This window comes from Amycolatopsis circi (assembly GCF_003385235.1).
GTDB lineage: Bacteria > Actinomycetota > Actinomycetes > Mycobacteriales > Pseudonocardiaceae > Amycolatopsis > Amycolatopsis circi.
The window spans coordinates 1-25066 of record NZ_PQIA01000035.1; the positions used below are offsets into that span (position 1 = coordinate 1).

Sequence of the window (25066 nt, forward strand, 5' to 3'; positions counted from 1 at the left end):
TCCCAATCCCGAGGCAGCAGAAAGTCCGGCCAAAGCACCCACCGCCGCTCCCAACTCAACGACGGGTCGTACTTGGCCCGCATCCGCCGCGACCCCAAATACAACCCAAACTCCGGCTCCGGCCCCTCTGGTTTCGGCTTCCCCAGCCCGCGAGCCCGCACCACGGCCCCGTCCGGAAGCACCAAAGTCCCCAGCAACGCAGAATCCATCACGCCATGATCCCCCTATCCACCGTTAGACGGACCCGAGCCAGTCTCGACAGGACTAGGCTGCCCAGGTGAGTGAAGACCCAGCCACGCCGGGCCCGGACCAGATGCGCGTGTCGGACGCCGATCGGGAGCAGGTCGCGCAGGTCCTGCACCAGGCGCTGTCCGAAGGCCGCATCACGATCAACGAGCTGGAAGAGCGGCTCTCCAGCGTCTACTCGGCGAAAACGTTCGCCGACCTGAAACCGGTGACCGCCGATCTGCCCGGCAGCGCCGCGGTCACCGCCACGGCGTCGGCCTCGCTGCAGGCCGCCCCTTCGCGCGCGCTCGGGCTGCCGGACAACCGCGTCGGCGGGCATCCTGGCTCCGCCGTGTCGGTCGGCCTGATGTCCGCCGCGATGCGCAAGGGCAGCTGGGTGTTGCCGCAGCAGCACACCAGCGTCGCGTTCTGGGGCGGCACCGAGATCGATTTGCGCAGCGCCCGGTTCGCGGAGAAGTCGTGCACGATCACCGCCATCGCGATCATGGGCGGAATCGAGATCACGGTGCCCGATGACATCAACGTGAACGTCACCGGGTTCGGGTTGATGGGCGGTTTCGTGCTGGAGGACAAGTCCGGCGCGCCGCCCGCGCCGCCGACCGCCCCGACCGTGACGATCAACGGCCTCGGCTTCTGGGGCGGCGTCGTGGTGTACCGCAAGCGCGCCAAGGACTTGAACGCGCCGCAGATCGAGTCCTGAACCCGACTGCACACGGCACCGACAAAAACCGCCGTCCCCGGCCCGCGGCTGTGGACAACCGCGAGACCGTGACCAGCTGTCCACAGATTCCGGTGAGCGCTCCGGCGCCTGCTGTCGCGCACCTACACTCAGCGGTATGACAGCTACCACCAGCCCGGCAGCGGCGCCGGACACCCCGTCGCCGCTGACGGACGTCACTCGCGACGAAGCGAGCCTGCGGCGGTTCCTGCACGGGTTGCCCGGTGTCGACCAGGTCGGCGTCGAGCAGCGTGCGGCGGGGCTCGCGACCCGGAGCATCAAGAAGGAAGCCAAGCGGTGGGCGATCGACACCGCGGTGTCGATGGTCGACCTGACCACGCTCGAGGGAGCCGACACGCGCGGCAAGGTCCGCGGCCTCGCCGCCAAGGCGATGCGGCCGGACCCCGAGCGGCAGGACTGCCCGCGAGTCGCGGCCGTGTGCGTGTACCCGGACCTGGTGGAGACGGCCGTCGAAGCGCTTGCGGGCAGCGGGGTGCGGGTGGCGAGCGTCGCGACCGGCTTCCCCGCGGGCCGCACGAGCCGCGAGGTGAAGCTGGCCGACACCCGGCTGGCCGTCGAGGCAGGCGCGGACGAGGTCGACATGGTGATCGACCGCGGCGCCTTCCTCGAAGGCCGCTACCTGGAGGTGTTCAACGAGATCCGCGCCGTGAAAGAGGCCTGCGGCTCGGCGCACCTGAAGGTGATCCTGGAAACGGGCGAGCTGGCGACGTACGACAACGTGCGCCGCGCGTCCTGGCTCGCACTGCTGGCCGGCGGTGACTTCATCAAAACGTCCACCGGCAAGGTGTCGCCCGCCGCGACGCTGCCGGTCACGCACGTGATGCTGCAGGCGGTGCACGACTGGCACGAGCGCACCGGCGAACTGCGCGGCGTCAAGCCCGCGGGCGGGATCCGGACTACGAAGGACGCGATCAAGTACCTCGTCGCCGTGCACGAGGTCGCGGGCGAGCAGTGGCTCACGCCAGACCTGTTCCGGTTCGGCGCGTCGAGCCTGCTCAACGACCTGCTGCTGCAGCGGCGCACCCAGGTGGACGGCCACTACAGCGGCCCTGACTACGTGACGGTGGACTGACATGGGCATCTTCGAATACGCGCCCGCGCCGGAATCGCGCGCTCTGGCCAATCTGAAAGAGCATTACAAGCCGTTCATCAACGGCGAATTCGTCGACGGTTCGGGCGAGCCGCTCAAGACGATCAACCCGGCCACCGAGGAGATCCTCGCCGAGGTCGGCACCGCGTCGGAGTCCGATGTGGACACCGCGGTGAAGGCCGCGCGCAAGGCGTACACGTCGGTCTGGTCGAAAATGCCGGGCGCGGAACGGGCGAAATACCTGTTCCGCATCGCGCGGCTGATCCAGGAACGCTCGCGCGAGCTGGCGGTGCTGGAGACGCTGGACAACGGGAAGCCGATCAAGGAGTCGCGCGATTCCGACGTGCCCACCGCGGCCGCGCATTTCTTCTACCACGCGGGCTGGGCGGACAAGCTCGGCTACGCGGGCTACGGCCCGGACCCGAAGCCGCTCGGCGTCGCGGGCCAGGTGATCCCGTGGAACTTCCCGCTGTTGATGCTGGCGTGGAAGATCGCGCCGGCGCTGGCCACCGGCAACACCGTCGTCCTCAAGCCCGCCGAGACCACGCCGCTGACCGCGCTGGTGTTCGCCGAGATCTGCCAGCAGGCCGAGCTGCCGCCGGGCGTGGTGAACATCCTGCCCGGCGCCGGCGACATCGGAGCGTCCATTGTGGAGCATCCGGACGTCGACAAGATCGCGTTCACCGGCTCCACTGAGGTCGGCAAGCTGATCCAGCGCACCGTCGCGGGCACCCGCAAGAAGCTGACCCTGGAACTCGGCGGCAAGGCGGCGAACGTGGTGTTCGACGACGCCCCGCTGGACCAGGCGGTGGAGGGCATCGTCAACGGCATCTTCTTCAACCAGGGCCACGTCTGCTGCGCGGGCTCGCGCCTGCTGGTGCAGGAATCGGTGGCCGAGGAGGTGCTGGAGAAACTCCGGTACCGAGTGTCGACGCTTCGCATGGGCGACCCGCTGGACAAGAACACCGACCTCGGCGCCATCAACTCGGCCGAGCAGCTGGCGAAGATCCGCGGCCTGGTCGAATCCGGCGACGCGGAAGGCGCGCAGCGCTGGACCAGCCCGTGCCCGGTTCCCGACCGCGGGTTCTTCTTCGCGCCGACGGTGTTCTCCGAAGTCCACCAGTCAATGCGGATCGCGCGGGAGGAGATCTTCGGCCCCGTGCTGTCGGTCCTCACCTTCCGCACCCCGGAAGAAGCCGTGGCGAAGGCGAACAACACGCCGTACGGGCTGTCCGCGGGCATCTGGACCGAGAAGGGTTCGCGCATTCTGTGGATGGCGAACCAGCTCCGGGCAGGCGTCGTCTGGGCCAACACGTTCAACCGCTTCGACCCCGCCGCCCCGTTCGGCGGCTACCAGGAGTCCGGTTTCGGCCGCGAAGGCGGACGCACCGGTTTGGAGGCCTACCTCAATGTCTGACCGGATTTCCGTCGCCAAAACCTACAAGCTTTACCTCGGCGGCAAATTCCCCCGCTCGGAATCAGGCCGGGTCTACCCCGTCACCGATTCCAAGGGCGCTTTCCTGGCCAACGCCGCCCACGCGTCGCGCAAAGACCTGCGCGACGCGGTGTCCGCCGCCCGCAAGGCATTCCCAGGTTGGTCGTCGGCAACTGCATACAACCGCGGCCAGGTCCTCTACCGCGTCGCCGAGGTCATGGAAGGCCGCCGCGCGCAGTTCGCCGCCGAGGTGGCCGCCTGCGAAGGCGTCGCCGCGAAAAAGGCCGAGTCCCTTGTGGACGCGGCCATCGACCGCTGGGTCTGGTACGCGGGCTGGACCGACAAGATCGCGGCGGTCCTGGGCGCCGCCAACCCGGTAGCCGGCCCGTACTTCTCCTTCACCACGCCAGAACCCACCGGGGTCGTCGGCGTCCTGGCCCCGCAAGAGTCCTCCCTGCTCGGCCTGGTCACGGTCCTGGCCCCAGTCCTGGCCACCGGCTCGACGGCGGTCCTCGTCTCCAGCGCGGACCGCCCGCTGCCCGCCATCACGCTGTCCGAGGTCCTGGCCACCTCCGACGTCCCCGGCGGGGTCGCCAACATCCTGACCGGCCGAGCCGCGGAACTAGGCCCCTGGCTGGCCTCCCACGGAGACGTCAACGCTCTGGACCCGACCGGCGCCACCCCCGCCGACCGCGTCACCCTGGCCCAGGAAGCCGCGGGAACGGTGAAACGAGTCCTGTCCGTCCCCGACGCCGAGCCGGACTGGACCGCCGAGCCAGACCTGTCCCGCATTCGGCGGTACCTGGAAGCGAAAACCGTCTGGCATCCGATGGGCGTCTGACATTCGAGTTCACCCAGACCGCCGTTCCGGTTAACCCGGAACGGCGGTTTTGTCTGCGACAACTAGAAAAATTGCGCACCGGGCAGACTTTTCTTAGGTTGGGCGGCCAACCAATAAGGAGTAGAGTGAACCGCCCTGTGCCCGGCAAGCCGCATCGCTATTTCTCACAGAGATTTCCGCAGCCGACTTCCCTCTTAGCAGTAGTATTCGCCCAATTTCGCGAATCTATTGCCTGTTTTCTACGAGTATGCTCGACCCTCGCGACTTATCGTGCTCCGTCGGTTACGGTGAATATCGCCGCGAGGCACCGAACCGACCGTTGCGCGAAATGTCCGCCGTGTCTTGGGGAGGGCGAGGACATGGACCAGCCTGCCGCTGACGCAGGTAAGAACTGGTTGCCGGACTTCACCTTCACCATCACCGACACCGGAGCAGCACCGCCGGGCCCCGGCTTCACCATGAGCCGCGACGACGCCCGGAGCATGCTCAACCTCGCCAAACAGGCCCGCGAGCAGTTCGACGACATGCGGATCCACGCACAGTACTTGACCAGGCTGACTCCGCCCGCGGACGAACCGGCGAGCAACGACTACAACAGGCGATTGACCGGCAGCGACTCCGGCGACGGCGCGTTCGGGGCAGGCCTGGCGAACCTCATTCACCTGCGCGACTACACAGGCGAGCTGGTCCGGAAGCTGGAACAAGCACTCGGGATCACCGAGAGTTCCGACAAAGCCGCAGCCGCCGAGGTGAAGGCCTCCGGCGAGCCAACGGGCCTCGCCGGATGAACCGCCGCTCGCCAGCGTGGCTGCTCGTCGCCGTCGGCACGCTCGTCACCGCTGCGGGATGTTCGGGAGGCAATGCCCCCTCGCCGCCGGTTTCCTCGGCGCCATCGCCGGCCGCGGCTTCCCTGCCCTACGGAGGAGCGCCGAAGGTGGACCGGCCCCTGCCTTCGTCGGTCTTGTCGGGCGATCCCTGCCACAACGCGCTGACCGCTGAGCAGCTCAAGGAAATACTCGGTGCCACGGATCCGCCCAAACCCGAGAACATCCCGGCGACCGGGCCGTCCTGCCGGTGGAACCATCCGGACTCCGGTGCCGGACTGAATATTTTCTACGACATCCGCACCCGCCAGGGACTCAGTTCGGTCTACCAGAACACCAAACCGAAGACGACCACGTGGCGGCAGCTTCCCTTGGTCCAGGGATTCCCCGCAGTCGCGTTCTCGATCCATCCCGTCTCTGGAGTCGATGATTCCTGCGAAGTGAGCGTGGGAATCGCGGACGACTACACCTTCGACGCGGCGCTGACCCTCGGCCGCGGCAAAGAAGGAAAAGCCGATCCCTGCGAGCTGACGGCCAAGGTCGCCGACATGGTCGCCGGGAACCTTCGGCAGCGGGCGGGTTCGTGATGGGCTTCGTGGATTTGCTCGAGGACGTCGGCCACTGGGTCGGCGAGCGCATTGACGACCTCGGCAAGTTCTACTCCGTCGCTTTCCACGGCAACACCGGCGACGAAGCCGTGCCCGCGCCCGAACTGGCCCGCAAGGTGCTCGCCGGGCCCGGTACTTCGGTTTGGCACGAAGGCGCCGGGCGAGCGGTCCAGCTCAGCAGCGAGCACCACGAGGCCAGCGATCTGGTCTCCCGCATGAGCACCGGGCTGGAATCCGCTTGGACCGGCAAGGCCGCGGATGCCGCGCAGACCCGGATTCGCGCCCTGGCGGAGATCGCGTCCGTGTCCGCGGCGATCTACACCACCAACGGCGCCAATCTGTCCGACGTCGCGCACGGGTTCGACGCCATGAAGACCTCCCTGCAACCGATGCCGGACCAGCCGCCGCACCTGACTTTTCTCGATCGGATCACTCCCTGGGAGACCGACGCGGAGAGGGAGATCCACCAGTACAACGCGGTGGCCCAGCAGAACGTCGACCGCTATCAGGCCTACGTCCAGCATGCCCGCACAGGCAGCCAGCAGCTGCAGGCCGACTACGGGCGGCTCGACGATTTCGGCGGGCGGAGCACCACGGCCGGCTCCCAGCTGAAGGCGGGACGAAAACCTGACGACGCACCGCATTTCCCGAAACCTCGAAACCCCGGGCATCCGCCGGACGCTCCTCCCCCGGCCTCCGCGCCACCGACGAGTGGACCGTCCACAAGGCGAGGGCCCAGCGAAAAAACCGGCCCGGGCATGGAACTGCCGTCGAGAACCGGCGATCAGACGGTGCCATCCGGATGGACACAGCCCTCGTCAGATCCAGCGACGACCAGGGATTGGGTTCCGCCTGCCGCCGCACCCCGCACCGGCGAGTCAGGGAGCGGCAGTGCGTCGTGGTCGTCGATTCCTGTCCAAGGAAACGCAAGCACCGGAGGGGAAGGCCGTTCAGGCGGGAACACCGAAGCCCGCAGCCGAGCGGGCAGCCCACCAAAACCGGGCCCCGGCGGAAGAACCGGCGGGGGCGAAGAAGGCCGCCCAGGAAGCAACACAGCACGCGGCACAAGCGCCACCCCCGGCAAGACCGGTTCCCGAGGCACCCCAGGCGCAGGCGGAATAACCCCGACCCGCGGCAAAGACAAAAACGAAGACTCCCAGGAACACCACCGCAAATACGGCCTGGAGACCGACGACGCCTTCTCCCTCACCGACGACGACGGAGAACGCACCGTGGATCCCCGCACCGGTTTGCCTAGGACGGCAGCCGGACGCACAGCACCCCGCTGTCCGCGATCGACCTCACCGGTCGCGGGCGCGTGCTGAGTTTCGTCAGCCCCGACGACTCCGGCGGGCTGCAGATCAACGTCTACTCCGGCACCCGCTCCCACCTCGTCGACGCGCTGGCGCTGACGCTCGCCGAACTCGCCTGAGCGGCGATCACCGGACGGCAACATTTCGCGCCATGCCTCTATCCTTTCGCGAAATTCTCTGCCAACATGAGCCATTGGGGAAATTTCGACGCCCCGGTCCGGTACAGGCGCCGCCAGCACGTCAGGAGGACTCCGCATGACCCTGCGTCCCGCTCAGCCCGAAGAAGCACTCGCCCTCGAGTTCCTCGGCACCACCAGCGCGGGCGGCAACTGCCCCAACGCTTATCGCACCAACCGCGGCACGTACGTCGTCCAGGGATACCGGGTCACCGACGAGGAGGCGCTGCGGCAACTGCACGAACGCGGCATGCCGGACACCGAAACGGCCGTCGAAATCCCCGCCGGCCTCCTCAAGTTCTTCCCGCGGGAAGCTTGAGAACGGCGGGCCGGCGCGGGCGAGGCAAGGCGTCCCGGCGATCCAGACGCACTAGGCGCCCAGGATTTCTCGAAACTCGACCCCAGGTGTGGGAAGATGCCATCGGGTTCGAGGAATTCCGCATGCGATAGCGAGGGCGAGTGCCTACCAGTTTCGAGAAACGCCGGGCAGAGCTTGGCGACCGCCTGCGCCGGCTCCGGGTCGACGCGGGCTACGAGACCGGAAAGGACTTCGCCAAGGCCATCGGCTGGAACGCGCCTAAGGTCAGCAAGATCGAGAACGGCAGGCAGACCGTCGGCGACGACGACCTCGACGCCTGGGTCGCCGCGGTCGGCGGGCCGCCGGAACTGGCCGAGCAACTGCGCGAGCAACTCGTCGAAGTACGCGACGCGCACGCCAGCTGGAAAGACAAAGTCCGCGACGGACACCGGGCCAGACAAGAGGAATCCATTGCCCGGGAGGCCCGCGCGCTACGAATTCGCGCGGTCGACCTCAGAATTGTCTCCGGATTACTGCAAACCCCGGAGTACGCCCGGCATACGCTGCTCGCCCACTCCCGGGTCCACGGCGGCGCCCAGGACATCACCGAGGCCGTCCGGGCGCGGATGCAGCGCCAGCAGATCCTCTACGAACCCGGCCGGACCATCGAACTGCTCACCTCGGAAGCCGCGCTGCGCTACCCGAACGCGCCGCACGAGGTGATGATCGCGCAGGTGCACAAGCTGCTCGCGCTGCTCGGCACCCCGAACATCCGCTTCGGCATCATCCCCGCGGACGTCGTCCTGCCGTACCCGGTCACCGCGGACTTCTGGGTCGTCGACGACGTCGCGATGGTCGAAACCCCGGAGGGCGAGCACATCGCGAGCGACGCCGACCCGTACCACGAAGTCGCGGATCTACTGTGGACAGTCGCGGCCGAAGGCGACGCCGCCCGGGCGGTGCTGCTGCGGGTCCTCGATTCCCTCACCCGCGCAGCCCCGCCCGGATAACCGTTACGCGGCAGGCGCTTCACCGGCGGTCAGCGCGCCGACGTCGATGGTGTGGCTGTCGGCGTTGGCGTCCACCGCACCGAAGGTCCAGTCCACCGTCACGTTCGGGTCGATCGGGTCCCCGTGCGGGTTGGAGTCGGCCGGAGCGGTCATGGTCACCGCGTTCGGCGTCTGCTGCTCGTCGTCGGCCCCGATCGCGGTCCAGTGCAGCGGCACGTACGCCGACGAACCGTTCGCGATCAGCACCGGCGGCGCGTCGGCCCGAGCCTCGTTGTTGACCAGGACGTCGTGCGCGCCGACCAGGTTGACGTCGGCCCGGCCGGACAAAACGCACCGCTCGCCCTGGTTCGCGGTGAACTGCAGCGCCGCCTGGCGCTGGCCCGCGCCGGCCCCGCCGTAGACGAGCTTGGTGCTGAACTGGTTCGCCGTGCAGGGAAGCGCCGACGAGTCCGTGCTCGCGGTCGTGGCGGCGGCCGTCCCGGCGAAGGCCGCGGCAGCGCCCCCGGCGACAGCAACGGCGATGGCAATTCGGCGGATGTTCTTCATGTTCTCGTCCCCTCTCGCGTTTTCCGGCGGCTCCGCACCGGCTTTCACGAGATAAGACGTCCCCGCCCGGATCCCGATGGCCCGTTGTGCGATCACCCCTATCGGAGCAACCCGAAACGGCCCGACACGTCCGAAGAAAGGGTCAGATCAAGTCGTCCTTGCCGAGCGGCCGCCCCGGCAGCGGAGTGACCGGACCGGCGCGCAGGCCGTCGATCATGATGGCGATGCTGCGCGCGGTCGCCAGCTCCGGCGTCTTCAGCCGGTGCGCGGGCAACTGCCGGATGATGCGCGCGAACAGCACCGCGACGTCGCCCGCGCCCACGTCCGTCCGCAACGCCCCCTCGGCCTGCGCCCGGACCACCAGGTCGTCGACCTCGAGCAGCACCGCCTCGCGCAGATGCGCCACCTCGGGGTCGTCCTTGAGAATTTCGTGCGCCCGCTGCGACAACATCGCCAGCTGCATCGACAACTGCAGTTCCGCGCCGTGGTACAGCAGCTGCACCAACGCTTCCCACGCCGTCGGCGCTTCGACGGACAGCCGCTTGGCGTTGTCCAGCACGCCCGCGAAGTTGTCCACCGCCACCGCGCGGATGAGCGCGTCCCGGTCCGGGAAGCGCCGGTACAGGGTGCCCACGCCGACGCCGGCCCCGCGCGCGATCTCCTCCATCGGGACCTCGGGACCATGACTGGCGAAGATGACGCGAGCGGCGGCGATGATCTGGTCGCGGTTGCGTTGCGCGTCCGCCCGCAGCGGCGTCTCGGGGTCTGCACTCATAACCCGGCCTTCCCTCTTCCGGTTGGCGCGCATTCTCGCATGCCCGGCCAGCTGCGCAAACGTGCCGGCAAACCGGGCCGGACAGCAATTGTCACCCCGTTGCTAGTGGACGACGATCCTCCACTTCGGTACCTTGGGCACTGAACCGGAATGTAATCCTCCACATTCATTCCGTAACGGGGCAAACCCACCACAGGGGGTTCTGATGACCGAAGTCGCCCAGCCCAGCCACACCCAGCCTGAGCAGGCCGCATTCCCGATGGAGCGAACCTGTCCGTTCGCGCCGCCGCCCGGCTACGACCGTTTCCGCGACGCTCGCGCGCACTACGTCGAGCTGGAACGCACCGGCCAGCGCGCCTGGGTGCTCCACCGGCACGAGGACCTTCGGGCGATGCTGAACGACCCGCGGTTCAGCTCGGACCGCTTCAACCCCGGTTTCCCGATCCTGTTCAAGGACGGCCAGCAGCGCCGGCCGAGGCTGCGCCCGTCGCTGATCGGGATGGACGCGCCGGACCACGGCCCGGCCCGGCGCGGCGTCGTCGGCGAGTTCACCGTCAAGCGGATGAAGGCGTTGCAGCCGCGCATCCAGGAGATCGTGGACCAGCACCTCGACGCGATGCTGGCCGGCGACAAGCCCGCCGACCTGGTGTCGGCACTCTCACTTCCGGTGCCGTCGCTGGTGATCTGCGAACAGCTCGGCGTCCCGTACTCCGACCACGAATTCTTCCAGAAGCACAGCTCACGGCTCCTCAACCGGGAAGTGAGCGGCGAAGAACGCAGCGCCTCGGTCGAAGAAATGCAGAAATATCTGTCCGACCTGATTTCCGCGAAGGAAACCGCCCCGGCGGACGATCTGCTCAGCCGTCAGATCGAGAAGAAGCGCGAGGAAGGCGCCTACGACCGCGACGACCTCGTGTCGATGGCCTTCCTGCTGCTCCTCGCCGGGCACGAGACCACCGCGAACATGATTTCGCTCGGCACCGTCGCGTTGCTGGAGAACCCGGACGCGCTCGCCGCGATCAAGGAGGATCCGGGCAAAACCCTCGACGCCGTCGAGGAATTGCTGCGATACTTCACTATCGCGGAATTCGCCACCACTCGCGTCGCGCGCGAGGACGTCGACATCGCGGGCGTCACCATCAAGGCAGGTGAAGGCGTGCTCGGACTGAGCTACGCGGCCAACTTCGACCCCGAAGTCTTCCCCGAACCCGAGCGGCTCGACATCACCCGCGGCGCCCGGCACCACGTCGCGTTCGGTTTTGGCGCGCACCAGTGCCTCGGCCAGAACCTCGCGCGGATGGAACTGCAGATCGTGTTCGACACGCTCTTCCGCCGCATCCCGACGCTGCGTCTCGCCGCGCCGGTCGACCAGTTGCCGTTCAAACACGACTCCGGCGTCTTCGGGCTGTACTGCCTCCCGGTGACCTGGTGAAGGGGAAACGATGACTGCCACTGAAGAACTCCGCATGCCGGTCGCCCGCACCTGCCCGTTCGCCCAGCCGGAGCAGTACGTCCGGATGCGCGCGGAAAGCGCGCTTCACCGGGTGCAGATCCCTGGCGGCAAGGAGGCCTGGGTGGCCGCGCGGCACGAGGAAGCCCGGCAGATCCTGGGCGACCGCCGGTTTTCCTCCGACCGGTTCCTGCCCAATTTCCCGTTCCTGGCCGAGGGCGGGGCCGCGATCCTCAGCAACTCCAAGCAAAAGGCCATGATCGGGATGGACGCGCCCGAGCACGGCGAAGCGCGTCGCGAGGTGCTCGGCGAGTTCACCGTGAAGCGGGTCGAGGCGATGCGGCCGCGGATCCAGGAGATCGTCGACGGCCTCGTCGACGAACTGCTCGCCGGGCCGAAACCCGCTGACCTGGTGGAAAAGCTGTCGCTGCCGGTGCCGTCGCTGGTGATCTGCGAACTGCTCGGCGTCCCGTACGGCGATCACGACTACTTCCAAGAGCGCACCATGGCGCTCATCCGGCGCACCACCAGCGTCGAGGACCGCAAGAAGGCGTCCGAGGAGTTGCGCGAGTACCTCGGCGGCCTGGTCGCGACGAAGGAGAAGGACCCGGCCGACGACCTCCTCGGCAGGCAGATCGTCAAGCGCCGCGAAGAAGGCCGTTACGACCACGACGCGATGATCGGACTGGCGTTCCTGCTGCTGGTCGCCGGGCACGAGACCACCGCGAACATGATCTCGCTCGGCACCATCGGGCTGCTGGAGAACCCCGGGCAGCGCGCGACGATCGAGGCGGACCCGGGCAAGACGCTCCTCGCGGTCGAGGAACTGTTGCGCTACTTCACGATCGTCGAAGGCGCGACCGCGCGGGTCGCGACCGAGGACGTGGAGATCGGCGGCGTCACGATCAAGGCCGGCGAGGGCGTGCTCGTGCTGGGCTACGCCGCGAACTGGGACCCGGAGGTGTTCGAGAGCCCGGAAAAGCTCGACCTCGAACGCGGCGCGCGCCACCACGTCGCGTTCGGGTTCGGGCCGCACCAGTGCCTCGGGCAGAACCTGGCGCGGATGGAGCTGCAGATCGTGTTCGACACGCTGTTCCGCCGTATCCCGACGCTCACGTGCACGCTCCCGGCCGACCAGCTGCCGGTGAAGAAGGACGCGACGATCTTCGGCCTGTACCAGTTGCCGGTGACCTGGTAGAGATCAGAGTGCTCCCACCACAAGCCAGGAAGAGGCCATCATGAAGATCATCGCGGACACCGGCAAGTGCGTCGGCGCCGGCCAGTGCGTGCTCACGGAGCCCGCGCTGTTCGACCAGAGCGAGGACGACGGCACGGTCATCGTCCTCAACGACACCCCGGACGGCGAACTGATCGAGAAGGCGCGCGAGGCCGTGAACATCTGCCCGAGCCAGGCGCTTTCGCTGGAGGAGTGACCCTCGTGAGTGTTTATGCCGGTTCTAACCGGCATAAACACTCACGAGCCAATGCGGACGGCGGTCACCGCGGCGGTCGAGTACTTCGTCGTCAGGCGGCCGCCGCGCGCGTCGATCGCGGCACCGACCTCGGCCAGGATCCGGTCGCGCTGCTCCGGCGTCGCCACCGTGACACCGCCCTGCGTGGCGAGCAGGTCCAGCCACTCGTCGCGGCGGTAGTCCTGCGTCCATTCGTAGTGCCAGTACTCCGTTTCGGCGAACGCGCCGGACTTGGCCAGGCCGTCGGCGGCTTTGTCGAGCATCGGCTGGTAGGCGTCCGCGGTGGGGCTTTTCAGGTAGTTGCCGCTGAACGGCGAATCCGGCATCGCCCGGCGCAACGCGTCGGCCAGCGCGTGCGAAATTTCTTCCGGCGGCATGAAAACGTGCCAGAACGCGGCGAACCGGCCGTCCGGGCGGAGCACCTGCGCCGCCTTCGCCGCTCCTGCGACCGGATCGACCCAGTGCCACGCCTGTCCGGATACGAGGGCGTCGAACGTCCGCCCCGCCGGGTCCCAATCCTCGAATTTCGCGACCTCGACCGGGAAATCGCGCCGGGCGAACTCCGCCATCCGCGCGTCCGGCTCCACTCCGGACACGACGGCGCCGCGGGCGCGGAATTGCCGCCCCTCGATGCCGGTTCCGCAGCCGACGTCGAGGATTTCCTTCCCCGGGCACGCCTTGAGAACGGCGGTCACCAGCTCGTCCGGGTAGCGCGGGCGGGCCCGGTCGTAGCGCTCGGCATCGACGCCGAACGACTCCGCCATGGTGCGGTGCTGATACGGTTCGGGACGAGGTAAAGTGGGCATGTGCCCACCATAGTGGGCAAGCGCCCACTATGGCCAGGAAGGACCCACGAGTTGCCCACCGGGATCCACCTCCGCGACGTCCGCGCCCAGCTTTTCGACGCCGCGGAACGGGTTTTGCTGCGCGAGGGCCCGAGCGGCCTCACCAGCCGCGCCGTCACCGCCGAAGCGGATTGCGCGAAGGGCGTGCTGCACCGGCATTTCGAGGATTTCGACGCGTTCCTCGCCGCGCTGGTGCTCGACCGGATCCATCGCCTCGAAGCCCGCGCGGGCGACCTGAACGCCGGGGCCGGAACCGGCGACCTGGTGGAGACGGTGGCCGAGGTGCTCACCGAAGTCTTCTCGTCGGTCGCGGTGTCGATCGTCGCCCTGATCACCTTCCGCGACGAACTGCGGCACCGGCTCCGCGCCGCGCGGCCGGGTCCGGGGATTCCGCTGGCCACCGACGCGGCGAACGTGCTCGCGGATTACCTTGCCGCGGAACGAAATCTTGGCAGGCTCGCTCCGGACGCGGACGTGCAGACGCTGGCGCCGACGCTCATCGGGGCGGGCCATCTGCTCTTCGCCGATCGCACTGGGGAGCCGCCCAGCGAAGAGGCCGTACGGCAGATGGCGGCGACCGTTCTCGCTGGGGTGGTCGTGAGTGTTGATCCCGGTTAGAACCGTGATGAACACTCACGAGCACCCAGTTCACCCAATGCCCGTCGCGACCGCAGCCACCGACAAGGCCAACGCACCCAACGCACCCACCACTCCGTAACGAGTCAACGTGCGTCGGTCATCGCGGTGCCGGACGTACTGCGCGACCGCCCAGGCGAACACGAGACCGCCCGCGATGAACCACGGGCCCCAGAGGTAGAGATACCAGTTGATCAGGTCGGACAGCGCTGGGTCGACGGCGACGGCTCCGGTCTTGACCAGCACGCCCTGCACGACGAACAGCCCGCCGTGCCAGGTCAGCAGGATCGCCGCGCCAGCACCGCAGAACACCATCGTCCGGCTGAGCCACCGACCGCGCGGCTGCGTCAGGCTGATGCCGATCACGGCACCGAAAACCTTCAGCAGACCGGTGATCACCAGGACGGCCACGAACCACGGCACCCGGTCCTGCGCGAGCTTGACCAGTGACGGCGACACCGTGGATGTCGCGCCGAAGGTGTTGCCGGTCGCCCAGACGAAGCTGGGGATCGCGAACGCCACTCCCCAGGCAGCGGCGGCGCAACCTGGCCATTTGCTCAACTCGGCTTGCGTTGACGTCATGCGGCAAGCGTCGTCTGGAGCGCGGCGGAAGGGATCGGGCGCGAGGGGGAAGCGCCTCCCCCATGAGAGTGGGGTCGTGAGTGTTCATCCCGGTTCTAACCGGGATGAACACTCACGAGCCGCTCAGCCCAGCCGCAGCGTCGTCTTCGGGTGGAACGCGTGCGCCTCGCCCTCGCCGCGCAACGCCACCCGCACGTTGTCGCCGATCCGCGGCGGCGTCCGTCCGTCGACCCGGACCACGAACCGGTCGTCGCCGACCTTGCCGTGCAGGTACGCGTCCGCGCCCAGTTCCTCGACCAGTTCCACCACCAGCTCGAAGCCCTCGTCCGCCTCGCCGACGAGGCGCAGCGACTCCGGCCGGATGCCGAACACGATCTCCGACAGCCCGGCCGCCGCTGTCCGCACCTCGGTGGGCAGCGGCACCACCAGGTCACCCAGCTGCACGCCGCCGTCGGAAAGCGGCAGCGTCGCCAGGTTCATCGCCGGCGACCCGATGAACCCGGCCACGAACGAGTTCTCCGGCTTCTCGTACAGCGACCGCGGCGCGTCGCATTGCTGCAGCACGCCGTCCTTCAGCACGGCCACCCGGTCGCCCATCGTCATGGCCTCGACCTGGTCGTGCGTCACGTAAATGGTCGTCGTGCCGAGCCGTTGCTGCAGTTTCGCGATGTTGGCACGGGTTTCGACGCGTAATTTCGCGTCCAAATTGGACAGCGGCTCGTCCATCAGGAACACGCTCGGCTCACGCACGATCGCCCGGCCCATCGCGACCCGCTGCCGCTGCCCGCCGGACAGCGCCTTCGGCTTGCGGTCGAGGAACCGGGACAGGTCGAGCATCGTGGCCGCCTCGTCGACCCGCTTCTTGATGTCGGCCGCCGAGAAACCGCGCAATTTCAACGCGAAACCCATGTTGTCGGCGACCGTCATGTGCGGATACAGCGCGTAGGACTGGAACACCATCGCGATGTCGCGGTCCTTCGGCGGCAGGTCGGTGACGTCGCGGTCACCGATCCGAATGCTGCCCTCGTTGACGTCCTCCAGCCCGGCGAGCATCCGCAGCGCGGTGGACTTGCCCGACCCGGACGGGCCGACCAGCACGAGAAATTCGCCGTCCGGAACTTCGAGGCTCAACTGGTCGACCGCGCGGACGCCCGGGTTGCCGGGATAGACGCGCGACGCCTTGTCGTAGATCACTTCAGCGGACATCTGCGTTCTCCCTTACTTCACGGCGCCCATGGAAAGCCCGCGCACCAGGTGGTTCTGCGCGATCCAGCCCACGATCATCACCGGCAGCGAGGCCAGCAGCGCGGCGGCGGACAGCTGGGCCCAGTACAGGCCCTCGCTGGTGATGAAGCCGACCAGGAACACCGGCACCGTGCCGGCCCGGGCGGCGGTGAGGTTGACCGCGTAGAAGAACTCCGTCCAGGAGAAGATCACGCAGATCAGCGCGGTCGCGGCGATGCCCGGCGCGACCACCGGCATGATGATTTTGCGCAGCAGCGTCGGCAGGTTCGCCCCGTCGATCCGCGCCGCCTCGATCATTTCGCCGGGGACTTCCAGGAAGAACGACCGCATCATCCAGATCGCGAGCGGCAGGTTCATCGCGGTGTACAGGATGATCAGCGCCCACACCGTGTCCAGCAGGTTGGTGTTCTGCGAGATCACGTACAGCGGGATGATCGCCGCGACGATCGGCAGCATCTTGGTCGACAGGAAGAAGCCCAGCGCGTTCTTCGTGCCCTTCACCGGAGCCAGCGACAGCGCGTACGCGGCCGGGATTCCCAGCAGCAGCACGAGCAGCGTCGAAATCACCGTGACAAACGCCGAATTTCCCAGGTACGGCAGGAAACCGCTGTTGAGCACACCGGAGATCTGGTCGAATGTCGGGGTGAAGAACAGTTTCGGCGGATCGGTGTAGGCGTCGTTCTCCTGTTTGAACGCGGTGAGAATCATCCACAGCAACGGGAAAACGAACAGGATCGCGATGATCCAGGTCGCGACGGTCAGCGTGCCGGGCCCGTAGCGGCGTTTCGTCTTGCGCTGCGGGGGCGGCGCGGTGTCGCTGGCGGCGGGCGAAGCGGTGGCGGTTGCGGTGCTCACTTGACTCCTCCGTCCACGGAGAACGCGCGGAACATCAGCCGCAGCGCGAACGTCGCGACGATCATCGTCAGGATCACCACGACGACGCCCATCGCGGACGACTGGCCGATGTCGAAGCCCTCGAACGCGCGCTGGTAGATGTAGAACGGCAGGTTCGTGCTGGCCGTGCCCGGACCGCCTTGCGTCATCAGGAAAATCGCGTCGAAGCTGTTCACGATGTAGATCGCGCCGAGCAGCGTGGCCAACTGCAGGAAGCGCGACAGGTGCGGCAGCGTGATCGACATGAAGGTGCGCCATCGGCTCGCGCCGTCCACCGACGCCGCCTCCAGCACCTCCTTCGACTGGCTCTGCAGCCCGGCGAGGATCAGCAGTGTCATGAACGGCGTCCACTGCCAGATGATCTGCGCCATCACCGCGGCCATCGGGAATTGCGAAAGCCAGTCGGTGTCGGTGCCGAACACGAAGTGCAGCAACCCGAAACTCGGGTCGAACACCGTCGTCTTCCACAGCAGCGCACCCGCCGCCGGGAGGATCAGGAACGGCGTGATCAGCAGCGTGCGGACGAATCCGCGACCGAAGAACTTCCGGTCGAGCAGCACCGCGAGCCCGAGTCCGAGCAGCAGCGAAAGGAACACGCAGACCACGGTCAGGACCACCGTGTTCAGCAGCGCGCCGAGGAACGTCGCGTCGGTGAAGACGTCGACGTAGTTGCGGAAACCGACGAAATGCCGCGAGCCCGGACGCACCAGGTTCCACGACTGGAACGAGTAGAACACGGTGAGCAGGAAGGGAATCTGCGTCACCGCGATCACGAAGATCAGCGCGGGCAGCAGCGGAAGCCGCCGTTTCCCGGTCGAGCCGGTCACTTTCTTCGCGACGGGCGGCGCGGTCGCCGGCGCGGTTCCGGCGGGGACGGAGAGGGTGCTCATCGCTGCACCTCCTGATAGGACTTTCCGACGGATTCCGCGTATTTCTGCGATTGCGCGAGCGCGTCGGCGACGGAGGTCTGACCGGCGATCGCGGCGGACAGCTGCTGGCTCACCCGGGTGCCGAGGTCCTGGAACTCCGGGATCCCGACGAACTGGATGCCCGGATACGGCACCGGGTGCACCATCGTCTTCTGCTGGTTGGCCGCCGCGATGCCGTCCAAAGTGGGCTGTGCGTAGGCTTTCGCGGCTTCCTTGTACTGCGGGATCTCATAGGTCGACTTGCGCGTGCCCGGCGGCACCCGGTTCCACCCGTAGGTCTCGCCGATCTTCTTCGCGTATTCCTTGTTCGTCATCCACGCCATGAACTTCCAGGCGTCGTCCTTGTTCTTGCCGACCTTCGGAATGCCCAGCGACCAGGTGTAGAGCCAGCCGCTCGCCTGCGTCTTCTCCACCGGCGCGGCGACGTACCCGTTCTTGCCGCTGACGTGGCTGCTCTTCGGGTCTTCCGTGGTGCCGGTCATCGACGTGGCGTCGTACCACATCGCGGCGTTGCCCTGCGCGTACTTCGTGCCGCATTCGGTGAACCCGGCGCTGGAGGCGCCGACCTCGCCGTGGTCGCGCAGCAGGTTCACGTAGAAGTTCGCCGCCTGGGTGAACTCCGGACTGGTCAGCTTCGCGTTCCAGTCCTTGTCGAACCATTGGCCGCCAAAGGTGTTCGCCATCGTGGTGAACGGTGCGAGACTCTCGCCCCAGCCCGGCTTGCCGCGCAGGCAGATTCCCGCGATACCGGCCTGCTTGTCGTCGAGTTTCGCGGCGAAATCGGCGATCTGCTGCCACGTCGGGTGCGCGGGCATGTTCAGCCCGGCCTTCTGGAACAGGTCCTTGCGATAGACCACAAAGGACGATTCGCCGTAGAACGGCACCGCGTACATCTGGTTCTCATACGACAACGACTGCCGGATGCTCGGGATGAAGTCGGCCTCGTCGTACCCCGGCGTCGCCTTCATGTGCGGTTCGAGGTTCTCCAGCCAGCCGTTGGCCGCCCATTGCGGGGCCTCGTAATTGCTGATCATCACCACGTCGAACTCGCCGCCCTGGGTGGCGGTGGACGCGGTGATCTTCGCCCTGGCCTCGTTTTCCGGCAGGGACACGAACTTCAGCTTGATCCCGGGGTTGGCCTGCTCGAACTCGCCCTTGAGCGAGATGGCGTCCTTCATCTGCGGATTGGACACGATCGCGACGACCAGTGTCCGCCCGCCGGTGCCGATCGCCCCGGCTCCGGCGCATCCCGTCACTAACAACGCTGTCGCGGCAAGGAGGCACAGGAGTTTACGCACCGCCACCACCTCCGGGCAGCACCTGGATCTTGAGGCCGGACCCGCTGCGCATCTTCGCCAGCGCCTCGGGGTACTGCTCGAGCGGAAGGGTGTCGGTGATCAGCGCTTCGGTGTCGATGTAGCCGTTCGCGACGAGGTCGAGCGCGTTGCCGTAGCTGTTCAGCACGGCCATCGAACCAACGATGGTGATTTCGTCGTTGTAGATGCGGAACGGTGAAAGCGCGACGCGTGCCTCAGCCGGGGCGACGCCGAACACGAGCAACCGGCCGCCGCGGTGAAGCGCGTTGAAAGCAGCTTCGATGGCGGGTGCCGCGCCAGTGCAGTCCACTGCGGCGTCGAAGCGTTCATCGTCCAATTCGGACACGTCGGAAGCCACCGCTGCCGCACCGAGATCGGTCGCCCGCGGCAGCCGCGCGGCGTTGCGGTCGACCACCGTCACGTGCGCGCCCGCGCGGAGCAGGAGCTGCTGCATGATCAGGCCCATCGTGCCCGCGCCGACCACGAGGAAGCGTTCGCCCGCCTCCACGCCGATCCGGCGCACGCCGTGCACCGCGCAGGAAACGGGTTCGACCAGCGCGCCCTGTTCCCAGGTCATCGAGTCGGGCATCCGGTAGCAGGTGTCGGCGGGCACCGCGACGTACTCGGCGAAGGCGCCGTTGACCGTGTCGCCGGTGGCGTTCCAGTTCGCGCAGAGGTTGCCGTGCCCGGACCGGCACGGGGTGCAGTATCCGCAGTAGATCGACGGGTCGACCGCGACCCGGTCGCCGACCTTCCATTCGGCGGGCACGTCCGCGCCGAGTTCGACGATCTCCCCGGAGAACTCGTGCCCGGGGACGATGGGATACGGGGTCGGCGGGAAATGCCCGTCGGCGATGTGCAGGTCCGTGCCGCAGATCCCGCAGGCACCCACCTTCACGACGACCTGGCGCTCCCCGGGCTTCGGATCGGGAACCTCGCCGACCCGGATCTGCCCGGGCCGGTCCACGATCGCGGCGCGCATGCGTCATCACCTTCCAAGATGCTCATCTGAGCGATTTTGACTTATGCCGTAGGTAACATGCGTAGGCATTACAGGCCCCTGCCTGCGGATCCGTCAACCGGCAAAGCTCATTTTTGCGCTATCCTGCTCATGTGAGCAGGAAAAAGGGGCCACCGCCGCTGACCGAAACGCTGCTGCTGGCGACCATGGCCAGGCGGTTCTACGTGCAGGGCGCCTCGAAGCTGGAGATCGCCGACGAGTTCGGCATGAGCCGGTTCAAGGTCGCGCGGATGCTGGACACCGCACTCGAGTCCGGGCTGGTGCGGATCGAGTTCGACCTGCCCGCGCCGATCGACGTCGAACTGTCCGACGACATCCGCCGCGCCTACCGGCTGGACCGGGTGCTCGTGCTCGAACGAGCATCCGAGACGGAGCCACGCGAGATCGTCCGCAAGCAGGTCGGCGCGCTGGCCGCCCGGCTGCTGGAGGAGATCGCGACCCCGGACGACGTCATCGGGCTGTCCTGGGCGCGGTCGGTCAACGCGATGACCGAAGCGATCCGGACGCTGCCGCGCTGCCCGATCGTGCAGCTGTGCGGGGTGCAGGCCGGGATGGACATGCGCGGGCGTTCGGTGGAAACGGTCAGCCGCGTGACGTCGGTGTCCGGCGGCGATTCGTACCCGATCTTCGGCCCGCTCGTCCTGCCCGACCGGCGGACGACGGAGATCCTGCGGCACCAGCCGGGCATCGCGGAAACGTTCGCACAGTTCGGAAAACTCACCAAAGCCGTGGTCAGTATCGGTTCGTGGGAAGCCGGGGAATCCACCGTGTACGACGCGCTGGACGAGGCCGAACGCGCCGCCATCGCTGCCCGGGGTGCGACCGCCGAAGTCGCCGCGAGGTTGTTCGACGCGGACGGCAATTCGCTCGGCACCGGGCTCGCGCACCACGTGCTGGCGATCAGCCATGAGGAGCTGATTGCGGTCCCCGAGGTGATCGCGATCGGTTACAGCCGCCCGAAAGCCGAGGCCGTGGACGCGGTATTGCGGTCCGGGCTGGTGTCGACGCTGGTCACCGACGCTGCGGCGGCCGTACCGCTGCTGGAGCTGGCGCGGGCCAGGCCACTGCCGGAACCCTCGTGAGTGCTGGCGCCGGTTAGAACCGGGATTGCCACTCACGACACCCGAGCCTGCGCCTCCACCACCCGATCCCCGTACTCCGCCGCCCAACGCCCGAACCCCTCGATCGGCCCGAGGAAACTCACGCCTACCTCGGTAAGCCGATACGCCCCCGCCGCACGCTCGACGAGCCCGTCGCGTTCCAGCTTGCGCAGCGCCTCGGTGAGCACCTTCGCGCTGATCCCGCCGATGCGCGTGCGCAGTTCGCCGTGCCGCAGCGGGCCGTCCTTCAACGCCCACAACACGACCGGATGCCAGGTGTTCGCCACCAGGTCGAACGCGAGCCGGGTGCGGCAGTCGGCGATGAACTCCATGGTTACCTTTCGGTTCCTGCCCAGGTCCATAACGTCGCTTCCGTACAACCACGCGACGACAGGAGACCTTCCCATGCGCATCGCCCTCTTCGGCACCGGCGGCATGGCATCCGCCCTCGGCGGCCAATGGACCCGGCACGACCTGACCGTGTCCGGCCGCTCCCCCGCTGGTGTTGCCGCCTTGACAGCGGAACTCGGCGCCGAGGCTTTGGACTGGGCCGACGCCGCCGCCCGGGCAGACGCCATCCTGCTGGCCGTCCCCAGCACCGCCCTCGAAGCGCTGCTCACCCCGCTCGACCTCACCGGCAAAGTCCTCGTCGACTGCACCAACACCCCCGGCGCGACCGGCGAACCGGTGGCCGCGCGGATCGCCGAATACGCCCCGGGAGCGTCGGTGGTGAAGGCGTTCAACCTCGCCCACGTGGACGTCTGGCGAATGACTCCGCCACTGTTCGAGGGCCGTCCGCTCGGTGTCCCGCTGTGTGGCACCCCGGAGGCGGTCGCGGTGGCGACGGAGCTGGTCCAAGACCTGGGCTGCACTCCCCTGCCCGCCGGCGGCCTGGAGCGAGCCGCCCTGCTGGAAGCCGCCGCCGGGCTGGCGATCGGCCTGTGGTTCGACGGTTTGGATGCGCGTTCCATGCTCATGGCCAGCTGATCGGGCCGCCCCTGACCGAATTTCCCTTGCTGTCAAAGGTGTTCGAGGCCGTGAGGGGAACACTGAGGGAACCTGATTCCCTCAGGGTTCCCCTCACGGACCGCACAGTCCGAATCCCGGCTAAGCGTCCTCAGAGCTGATTGACGTCCACGACCCGCACCACCGCGGCGCCCACCTCATCCGAGGCACGCAGATCGACCTCCGCGCTGATCCCCCAGTCATGATCCCCAGCCGGATCATCGAAGATCTGCCGCACCCGCCACAACTCCGGCTCCTGCTCGATCAGCAGCAAAGCCGGACCACGCGCGTCCGGGCCGATTCCGAGCGAATCGTGCTCGTCGAAGTAGTCCTCGATCGCGTCTTCCCACGCGTCCGCGTCCCAGCCGGAGCCGGAGTCCAGCGAGCCCAACGTGTCGTAATCCCGCCGCGACGCCAGCTCCACCCGCCGGAACAACTCGTTGCGCACCAACACCCGGAACGCTCGCTCGTTGCGCGTGACCGCGGGCGGCTCGGCGGGCGGGCGGTGCGAAACCGGGCCCTCCTCGTCCGGATGCCGCAGCGCTTCCCATTCGTCCAGCAGGCTCGAGTCGACCTGGCGCACCAATTCGCCGAGCCATTCGATGAGGTCCTGCAACGCTTCGGTCTTCGCCTCGTCCGGCACGGTGTGCCGCAACGCGTCGTAGGTGTCGGCGAGGTACCGCAGCACCAAACCCTCGGAACGCGCGAGCTGATAGAAGCCCACGTATTCCACGAAGTTCATCGCGCGCTCGTACATATCGCGCACCACCGACTTCGGCGACAGCTCGTAATCCGCCACCCACGGATGCCCGGCGCGATAGGACTGATAAGCCGCGTTAAGCAGTTCCTCCAACGGTTTCGGGTACGTGACGGACTCGATAAGCTCCATCCGTTCGTCGTACTCGATGCCGTCGGCCTTCATCGCCTGCACGGCCTCGCCGCGAGCCTTGAACTGCTGCTGCGACAACACCGGCCGCGGATTGTCCACAGTGGATTCCACAATGGACACCACGTCCAAAGCGTACGACGGCGACTCCATGTCCAGCAGTTCCACCGCAGCCAGAGCAAACGGCGAAAGCGGCTGGTTCAACGCGAAATCGAACTGCAGGTCGACCGTCAGACGCACGATGCGGCCCTCAGCGTCCGGTTCGGGCAGCCGTTCCACGACGCCAGCGGCGAGCAGCGAACGGTAGATCTCGATCGCCCGAAGGATCAGTTTCCGCTGCGTCGGACGGTCCGAATGGTTGTCCTCCAGCAGGTGCCGCATCGCGTCGAAAGCGTTGCCGGGGCGCGAAATCACGTTCAGCAGCATCGAGTGGCTGACCCGGAAGCTGGACGTGAGCGGTTCCGGGTCGGCCGCGATCAGCCGGTCGAACGTGCTCTCGGTCCAGTTGACGAAACCTTCTGGCGCTTTCTTCCGGACGATCTTCTTTTTCTTCTTCGGGTCGTCGCCCGCCTTCTCCAGCGCCTTCGCGTTCTCCACCACGTGATCCGGGGCCTGCACGACCACGTACCCGTCGGTGTCGTACCCGGCGCGGCCCGCGCGCCCGGCGATCTGGTGGAATTCGCGTGCCTTCAAATGCCGCTGCCGCACGCCGTCGTACTTCGTCAGCGCCGAGAACACCACCGTCCGGATCGGCACGTTGATGCCGACGCCGAGGGTGTCCGTCCCGCAGATCACCTTCAACAGCCCGGACTGCGCGAGCGTTTCGACCAGCCGCCGGTACTTCGGCAGCATGCCCGCGTGGTGCACGCCGATGCCGTGCCGCACGAGCCGCGAGAGCGTCTTGCCGAACCCGGCGGAGAACCGGAAGTCGCCGAGCAGGTCGGCGATCGCGTCTTTCTCGGCGCGAGTCGTGACGTTGATGCTCATCAGCGTCTGCGCCCGCTCGATGGCCGCGGCCTGCGAGAAATGCACGACATACACCGGCGCCTGGCCGCCGTTGAGCAGCTCGGACATCGTCTCGTGCAGCGGCGTGAGCGCGTACCGGAAGGTGAGCGGCACCGGCCGCTGCGCCGACGTGACCACCGCGGTCGGCCGTCCGGTCCGCCGGGTCAGGTCCTTTTCGAAGAACGAAACGTCGCCGAGCGTGGCCGACATGAGCACGAACTGCGCGTTCGGCAGTTCGATCAGCGGGACCTGCCACGCCCAGCCGCGGTCCGGTTCCGAATAGAAGTGGAACTCGTCGGCGACGACCTGGCCGACCGGAGCGTCGGCGCCGTCGCGCAACGCGATGTTCGCCAAGATTTCCGCGGTGCAGCAGATGATCGGGGCGTCCGCGTTGACGCTGGAATCACCGGTCATCATGCCGACCTGGTCGGCCCCGAAGATCTCGATGAGCTGGAAGAACTTCTCCGAGACCAGTGCCTTGATCGGCGCGGTGTAAAAACTGCGTTTGCCGTGTGCGAGCGCGGTGAAGTGCGCGCCGACCGCCACGAGGCTTTTGCCGGAGCCGGTCGGCGTCGACAGGATGACGTTGGCCCCCGAGACGACCTCGATCACCGCCTCCTCCTGCGCGGGGTACAGCTCGATCCCCCGTTCGGCCGTCCACGTCGTGAAGGCTTCGAACAGGGCATCTGCGTCGGGATCCGCTGGCAGGAGGTCGGTGAGAGTCATCGCGGCACCTATCGTGCCATCCCGCCCCCGCCCGCAGGTGCAGGGGAGATCGC

Annotated in this window: 26 protein-coding genes and 1 pseudogene; 15 read left to right on the forward strand and 12 right to left on the reverse strand. The window is 67.5% G+C overall.

Going from position 1 to position 25066, the window contains the following annotated elements:
- Positions 1-209 (reverse strand): annotated as a pseudogene (locus D0D37_RS47425) (protein-tyrosine phosphatase family protein); the annotation flags it as partial.
- A gap of 104 nt (positions 210-313) precedes the next feature.
- On the opposite strand from D0D37_RS47425, the gene D0D37_RS17515 reads away from it, so the two are divergent.
- The 9 genes from D0D37_RS17515 (at position 314) to D0D37_RS17560 (ending at position 8580) form a co-directional block, all read left to right on the forward strand.
- The gene (locus tag D0D37_RS17515; RefSeq protein WP_116201622.1) at positions 314-946 is read left to right on the forward strand and encodes a DUF1707 SHOCT-like domain-containing protein; all 633 of its coding nucleotides are present in this window, start codon (positions 314-316) and stop codon (positions 944-946) included.
- Positions 947-1082: 136 nt separating this feature from the next.
- Positions 1083-2057, forward strand: a complete 975-nt coding sequence (gene deoC / locus D0D37_RS17520) for a deoxyribose-phosphate aldolase (protein ID WP_116201623.1) — start codon at positions 1083-1085, stop codon at positions 2055-2057.
- A 1-nt stretch (position 2058) separates the two neighbouring features.
- On the forward strand, positions 2059-3492 hold the full coding sequence (locus tag D0D37_RS17525; protein WP_116201624.1) for an aldehyde dehydrogenase family protein: 1434 nt from the start codon (positions 2059-2061) through the stop codon (positions 3490-3492).
- Complete coding sequence (locus D0D37_RS17530) at positions 3485-4351, forward strand: aldehyde dehydrogenase family protein (protein WP_116201625.1); 867 nt, start codon at positions 3485-3487, stop codon at positions 4349-4351. Before D0D37_RS17525 ends, D0D37_RS17530 begins: the two co-directional genes overlap by 8 nt.
- A 359-nt stretch (positions 4352-4710) precedes the next feature.
- The gene (locus D0D37_RS17535) at positions 4711-5139 is read left to right on the forward strand and encodes a hypothetical protein (protein ID WP_116201626.1); all 429 of its coding nucleotides are present in this window, start codon (positions 4711-4713) and stop codon (positions 5137-5139) included.
- Entirely contained in the window at positions 5136-5762 is a 627-nt protein-coding gene (locus D0D37_RS17540) for a DUF3558 domain-containing protein (RefSeq protein WP_116201627.1), read from the forward strand. Before D0D37_RS17535 ends, D0D37_RS17540 begins: the two co-directional genes overlap by 4 nt.
- Positions 5763-5770: 8 nt before the next feature.
- The gene (locus tag D0D37_RS17545; RefSeq protein WP_162834287.1) at positions 5771-7108 is read left to right on the forward strand and encodes a hypothetical protein; all 1338 of its coding nucleotides are present in this window, start codon (positions 5771-5773) and stop codon (positions 7106-7108) included.
- A gap of 243 nt (positions 7109-7351) precedes the next feature.
- Positions 7352-7591 (forward strand): hypothetical protein, encoded by a 240-nt coding sequence (locus D0D37_RS17555; RefSeq protein ID WP_116201629.1) that lies wholly within the window; start codon positions 7352-7354, stop codon positions 7589-7591.
- Positions 7592-7731: 140 nt separating this feature from the next.
- Complete coding sequence (locus D0D37_RS17560) at positions 7732-8580, forward strand: helix-turn-helix domain-containing protein (protein WP_116201630.1); 849 nt, start codon at positions 7732-7734, stop codon at positions 8578-8580.
- A gap of 3 nt (positions 8581-8583) precedes the next feature.
- Here the strand turns inward: D0D37_RS17560 and D0D37_RS17565 are convergent, their stop codons facing one another.
- A complete protein-coding gene (locus D0D37_RS17565; protein WP_116201631.1) occupies positions 8584-9126 on the reverse strand; it encodes a DUF4232 domain-containing protein in 543 nt (180 codons plus the stop codon).
- A gap of 142 nt (positions 9127-9268) precedes the next feature.
- Complete coding sequence (locus D0D37_RS17570) at positions 9269-9901, reverse strand: TetR/AcrR family transcriptional regulator (RefSeq protein ID WP_116201632.1); 633 nt, start codon at positions 9899-9901, stop codon at positions 9269-9271.
- 205 nt (positions 9902-10106) lie between these two features.
- Here D0D37_RS17570 and D0D37_RS17575 point away from each other — a divergent pair, with 205 nt between their 5' ends.
- From D0D37_RS17575 to D0D37_RS17585, 3 genes are read left to right on the forward strand one after another with little or no spacing between them, the layout of a single operon-like run.
- A complete protein-coding gene (locus D0D37_RS17575; protein WP_116201633.1) occupies positions 10107-11333 on the forward strand; it encodes a cytochrome P450 in 1227 nt (408 codons plus the stop codon).
- A gap of 10 nt (positions 11334-11343) precedes the next feature.
- Positions 11344-12549 (forward strand): cytochrome P450, encoded by a 1206-nt coding sequence (locus D0D37_RS17580; protein ID WP_116201634.1) that lies wholly within the window; start codon positions 11344-11346, stop codon positions 12547-12549.
- 40 nt (positions 12550-12589) lie between these two features.
- Positions 12590-12784 (forward strand): ferredoxin, encoded by a 195-nt coding sequence (locus D0D37_RS17585; protein ID WP_116201635.1) that lies wholly within the window; start codon positions 12590-12592, stop codon positions 12782-12784.
- A 41-nt stretch (positions 12785-12825) separates the two neighbouring features.
- On the opposite strand, the gene D0D37_RS17590 is transcribed toward D0D37_RS17585, so the two are convergent.
- Complete coding sequence (locus D0D37_RS17590) at positions 12826-13629, reverse strand: class I SAM-dependent methyltransferase (RefSeq protein ID WP_116201636.1); 804 nt, start codon at positions 13627-13629, stop codon at positions 12826-12828.
- Between the two features lie 51 nt (positions 13630-13680).
- On the opposite strand from D0D37_RS17590, the gene D0D37_RS17595 reads away from it, so the two are divergent.
- A complete protein-coding gene (locus tag D0D37_RS17595; protein ID WP_116201637.1) occupies positions 13681-14286 on the forward strand; it encodes a TetR/AcrR family transcriptional regulator in 606 nt (201 codons plus the stop codon).
- Positions 14287-14316: 30 nt separating this feature from the next.
- Here the strand turns inward: D0D37_RS17595 and D0D37_RS17600 are convergent, their stop codons facing one another.
- From D0D37_RS17600 to D0D37_RS17625, 6 genes are all read right to left on the reverse strand, one after another.
- Positions 14317-14886, reverse strand: coding sequence for a DUF3995 domain-containing protein (locus D0D37_RS17600; RefSeq protein WP_116201638.1), 570 nt, complete (start codon positions 14884-14886; stop codon positions 14317-14319).
- A gap of 123 nt (positions 14887-15009) precedes the next feature.
- The gene (locus tag D0D37_RS17605; RefSeq protein WP_116201639.1) at positions 15010-16092 is read right to left on the reverse strand and encodes an ABC transporter ATP-binding protein; all 1083 of its coding nucleotides are present in this window, start codon (positions 16090-16092) and stop codon (positions 15010-15012) included.
- 12 nt (positions 16093-16104) lie between these two features.
- Positions 16105-16893, reverse strand: a complete 789-nt coding sequence (locus D0D37_RS17610; protein ID WP_116201681.1) for a carbohydrate ABC transporter permease — start codon at positions 16891-16893, stop codon at positions 16105-16107.
- An 89-nt stretch (positions 16894-16982) separates the two neighbouring features.
- A complete protein-coding gene (locus D0D37_RS17615; protein ID WP_116201640.1) occupies positions 16983-17915 on the reverse strand; it encodes a carbohydrate ABC transporter permease in 933 nt (310 codons plus the stop codon).
- Positions 17912-19258: an ABC transporter substrate-binding protein gene (locus D0D37_RS17620; RefSeq protein WP_116201682.1), complete on the reverse strand. Its 1347-nt coding sequence runs from the start codon at positions 19256-19258 to the stop codon at positions 17912-17914. Before D0D37_RS17620 ends, D0D37_RS17615 begins: the two co-directional genes overlap by 4 nt.
- Complete coding sequence (locus D0D37_RS17625; RefSeq protein ID WP_116201641.1) at positions 19245-20252, reverse strand: zinc-dependent alcohol dehydrogenase family protein; 1008 nt, start codon at positions 20250-20252, stop codon at positions 19245-19247. Before D0D37_RS17625 ends, D0D37_RS17620 begins: the two co-directional genes overlap by 14 nt.
- Before the next feature lie 131 nt (positions 20253-20383).
- Here D0D37_RS17625 and D0D37_RS17630 point away from each other — a divergent pair, with 131 nt between their 5' ends.
- Entirely contained in the window at positions 20384-21373 is a 990-nt protein-coding gene (locus D0D37_RS17630) for a sugar-binding transcriptional regulator (RefSeq protein WP_425266950.1), read from the forward strand.
- 32 nt (positions 21374-21405) lie between these two features.
- On the opposite strand, the gene D0D37_RS17635 is transcribed toward D0D37_RS17630, so the two are convergent.
- Positions 21406-21723 carry a winged helix-turn-helix transcriptional regulator gene (locus D0D37_RS17635; protein WP_116201642.1) on the reverse strand — a complete coding sequence of 106 codons (318 nt, stop codon included), beginning with the start codon at positions 21721-21723 and terminating at the stop codon, positions 21406-21408.
- Between the two features lie 73 nt (positions 21724-21796).
- On the opposite strand from D0D37_RS17635, the gene D0D37_RS17640 reads away from it, so the two are divergent.
- Entirely contained in the window at positions 21797-22378 is a 582-nt protein-coding gene (locus tag D0D37_RS17640; RefSeq protein WP_116201643.1) for an NADPH-dependent F420 reductase, read from the forward strand.
- A gap of 130 nt (positions 22379-22508) precedes the next feature.
- Here the strand turns inward: D0D37_RS17640 and D0D37_RS17645 are convergent, their stop codons facing one another.
- Positions 22509-25013 carry a DEAD/DEAH box helicase gene (locus D0D37_RS17645; protein ID WP_116201644.1) on the reverse strand — a complete coding sequence of 835 codons (2505 nt, stop codon included), beginning with the start codon at positions 25011-25013 and terminating at the stop codon, positions 22509-22511.
- Positions 25014-25066 lie beyond the last annotated feature (53 nt).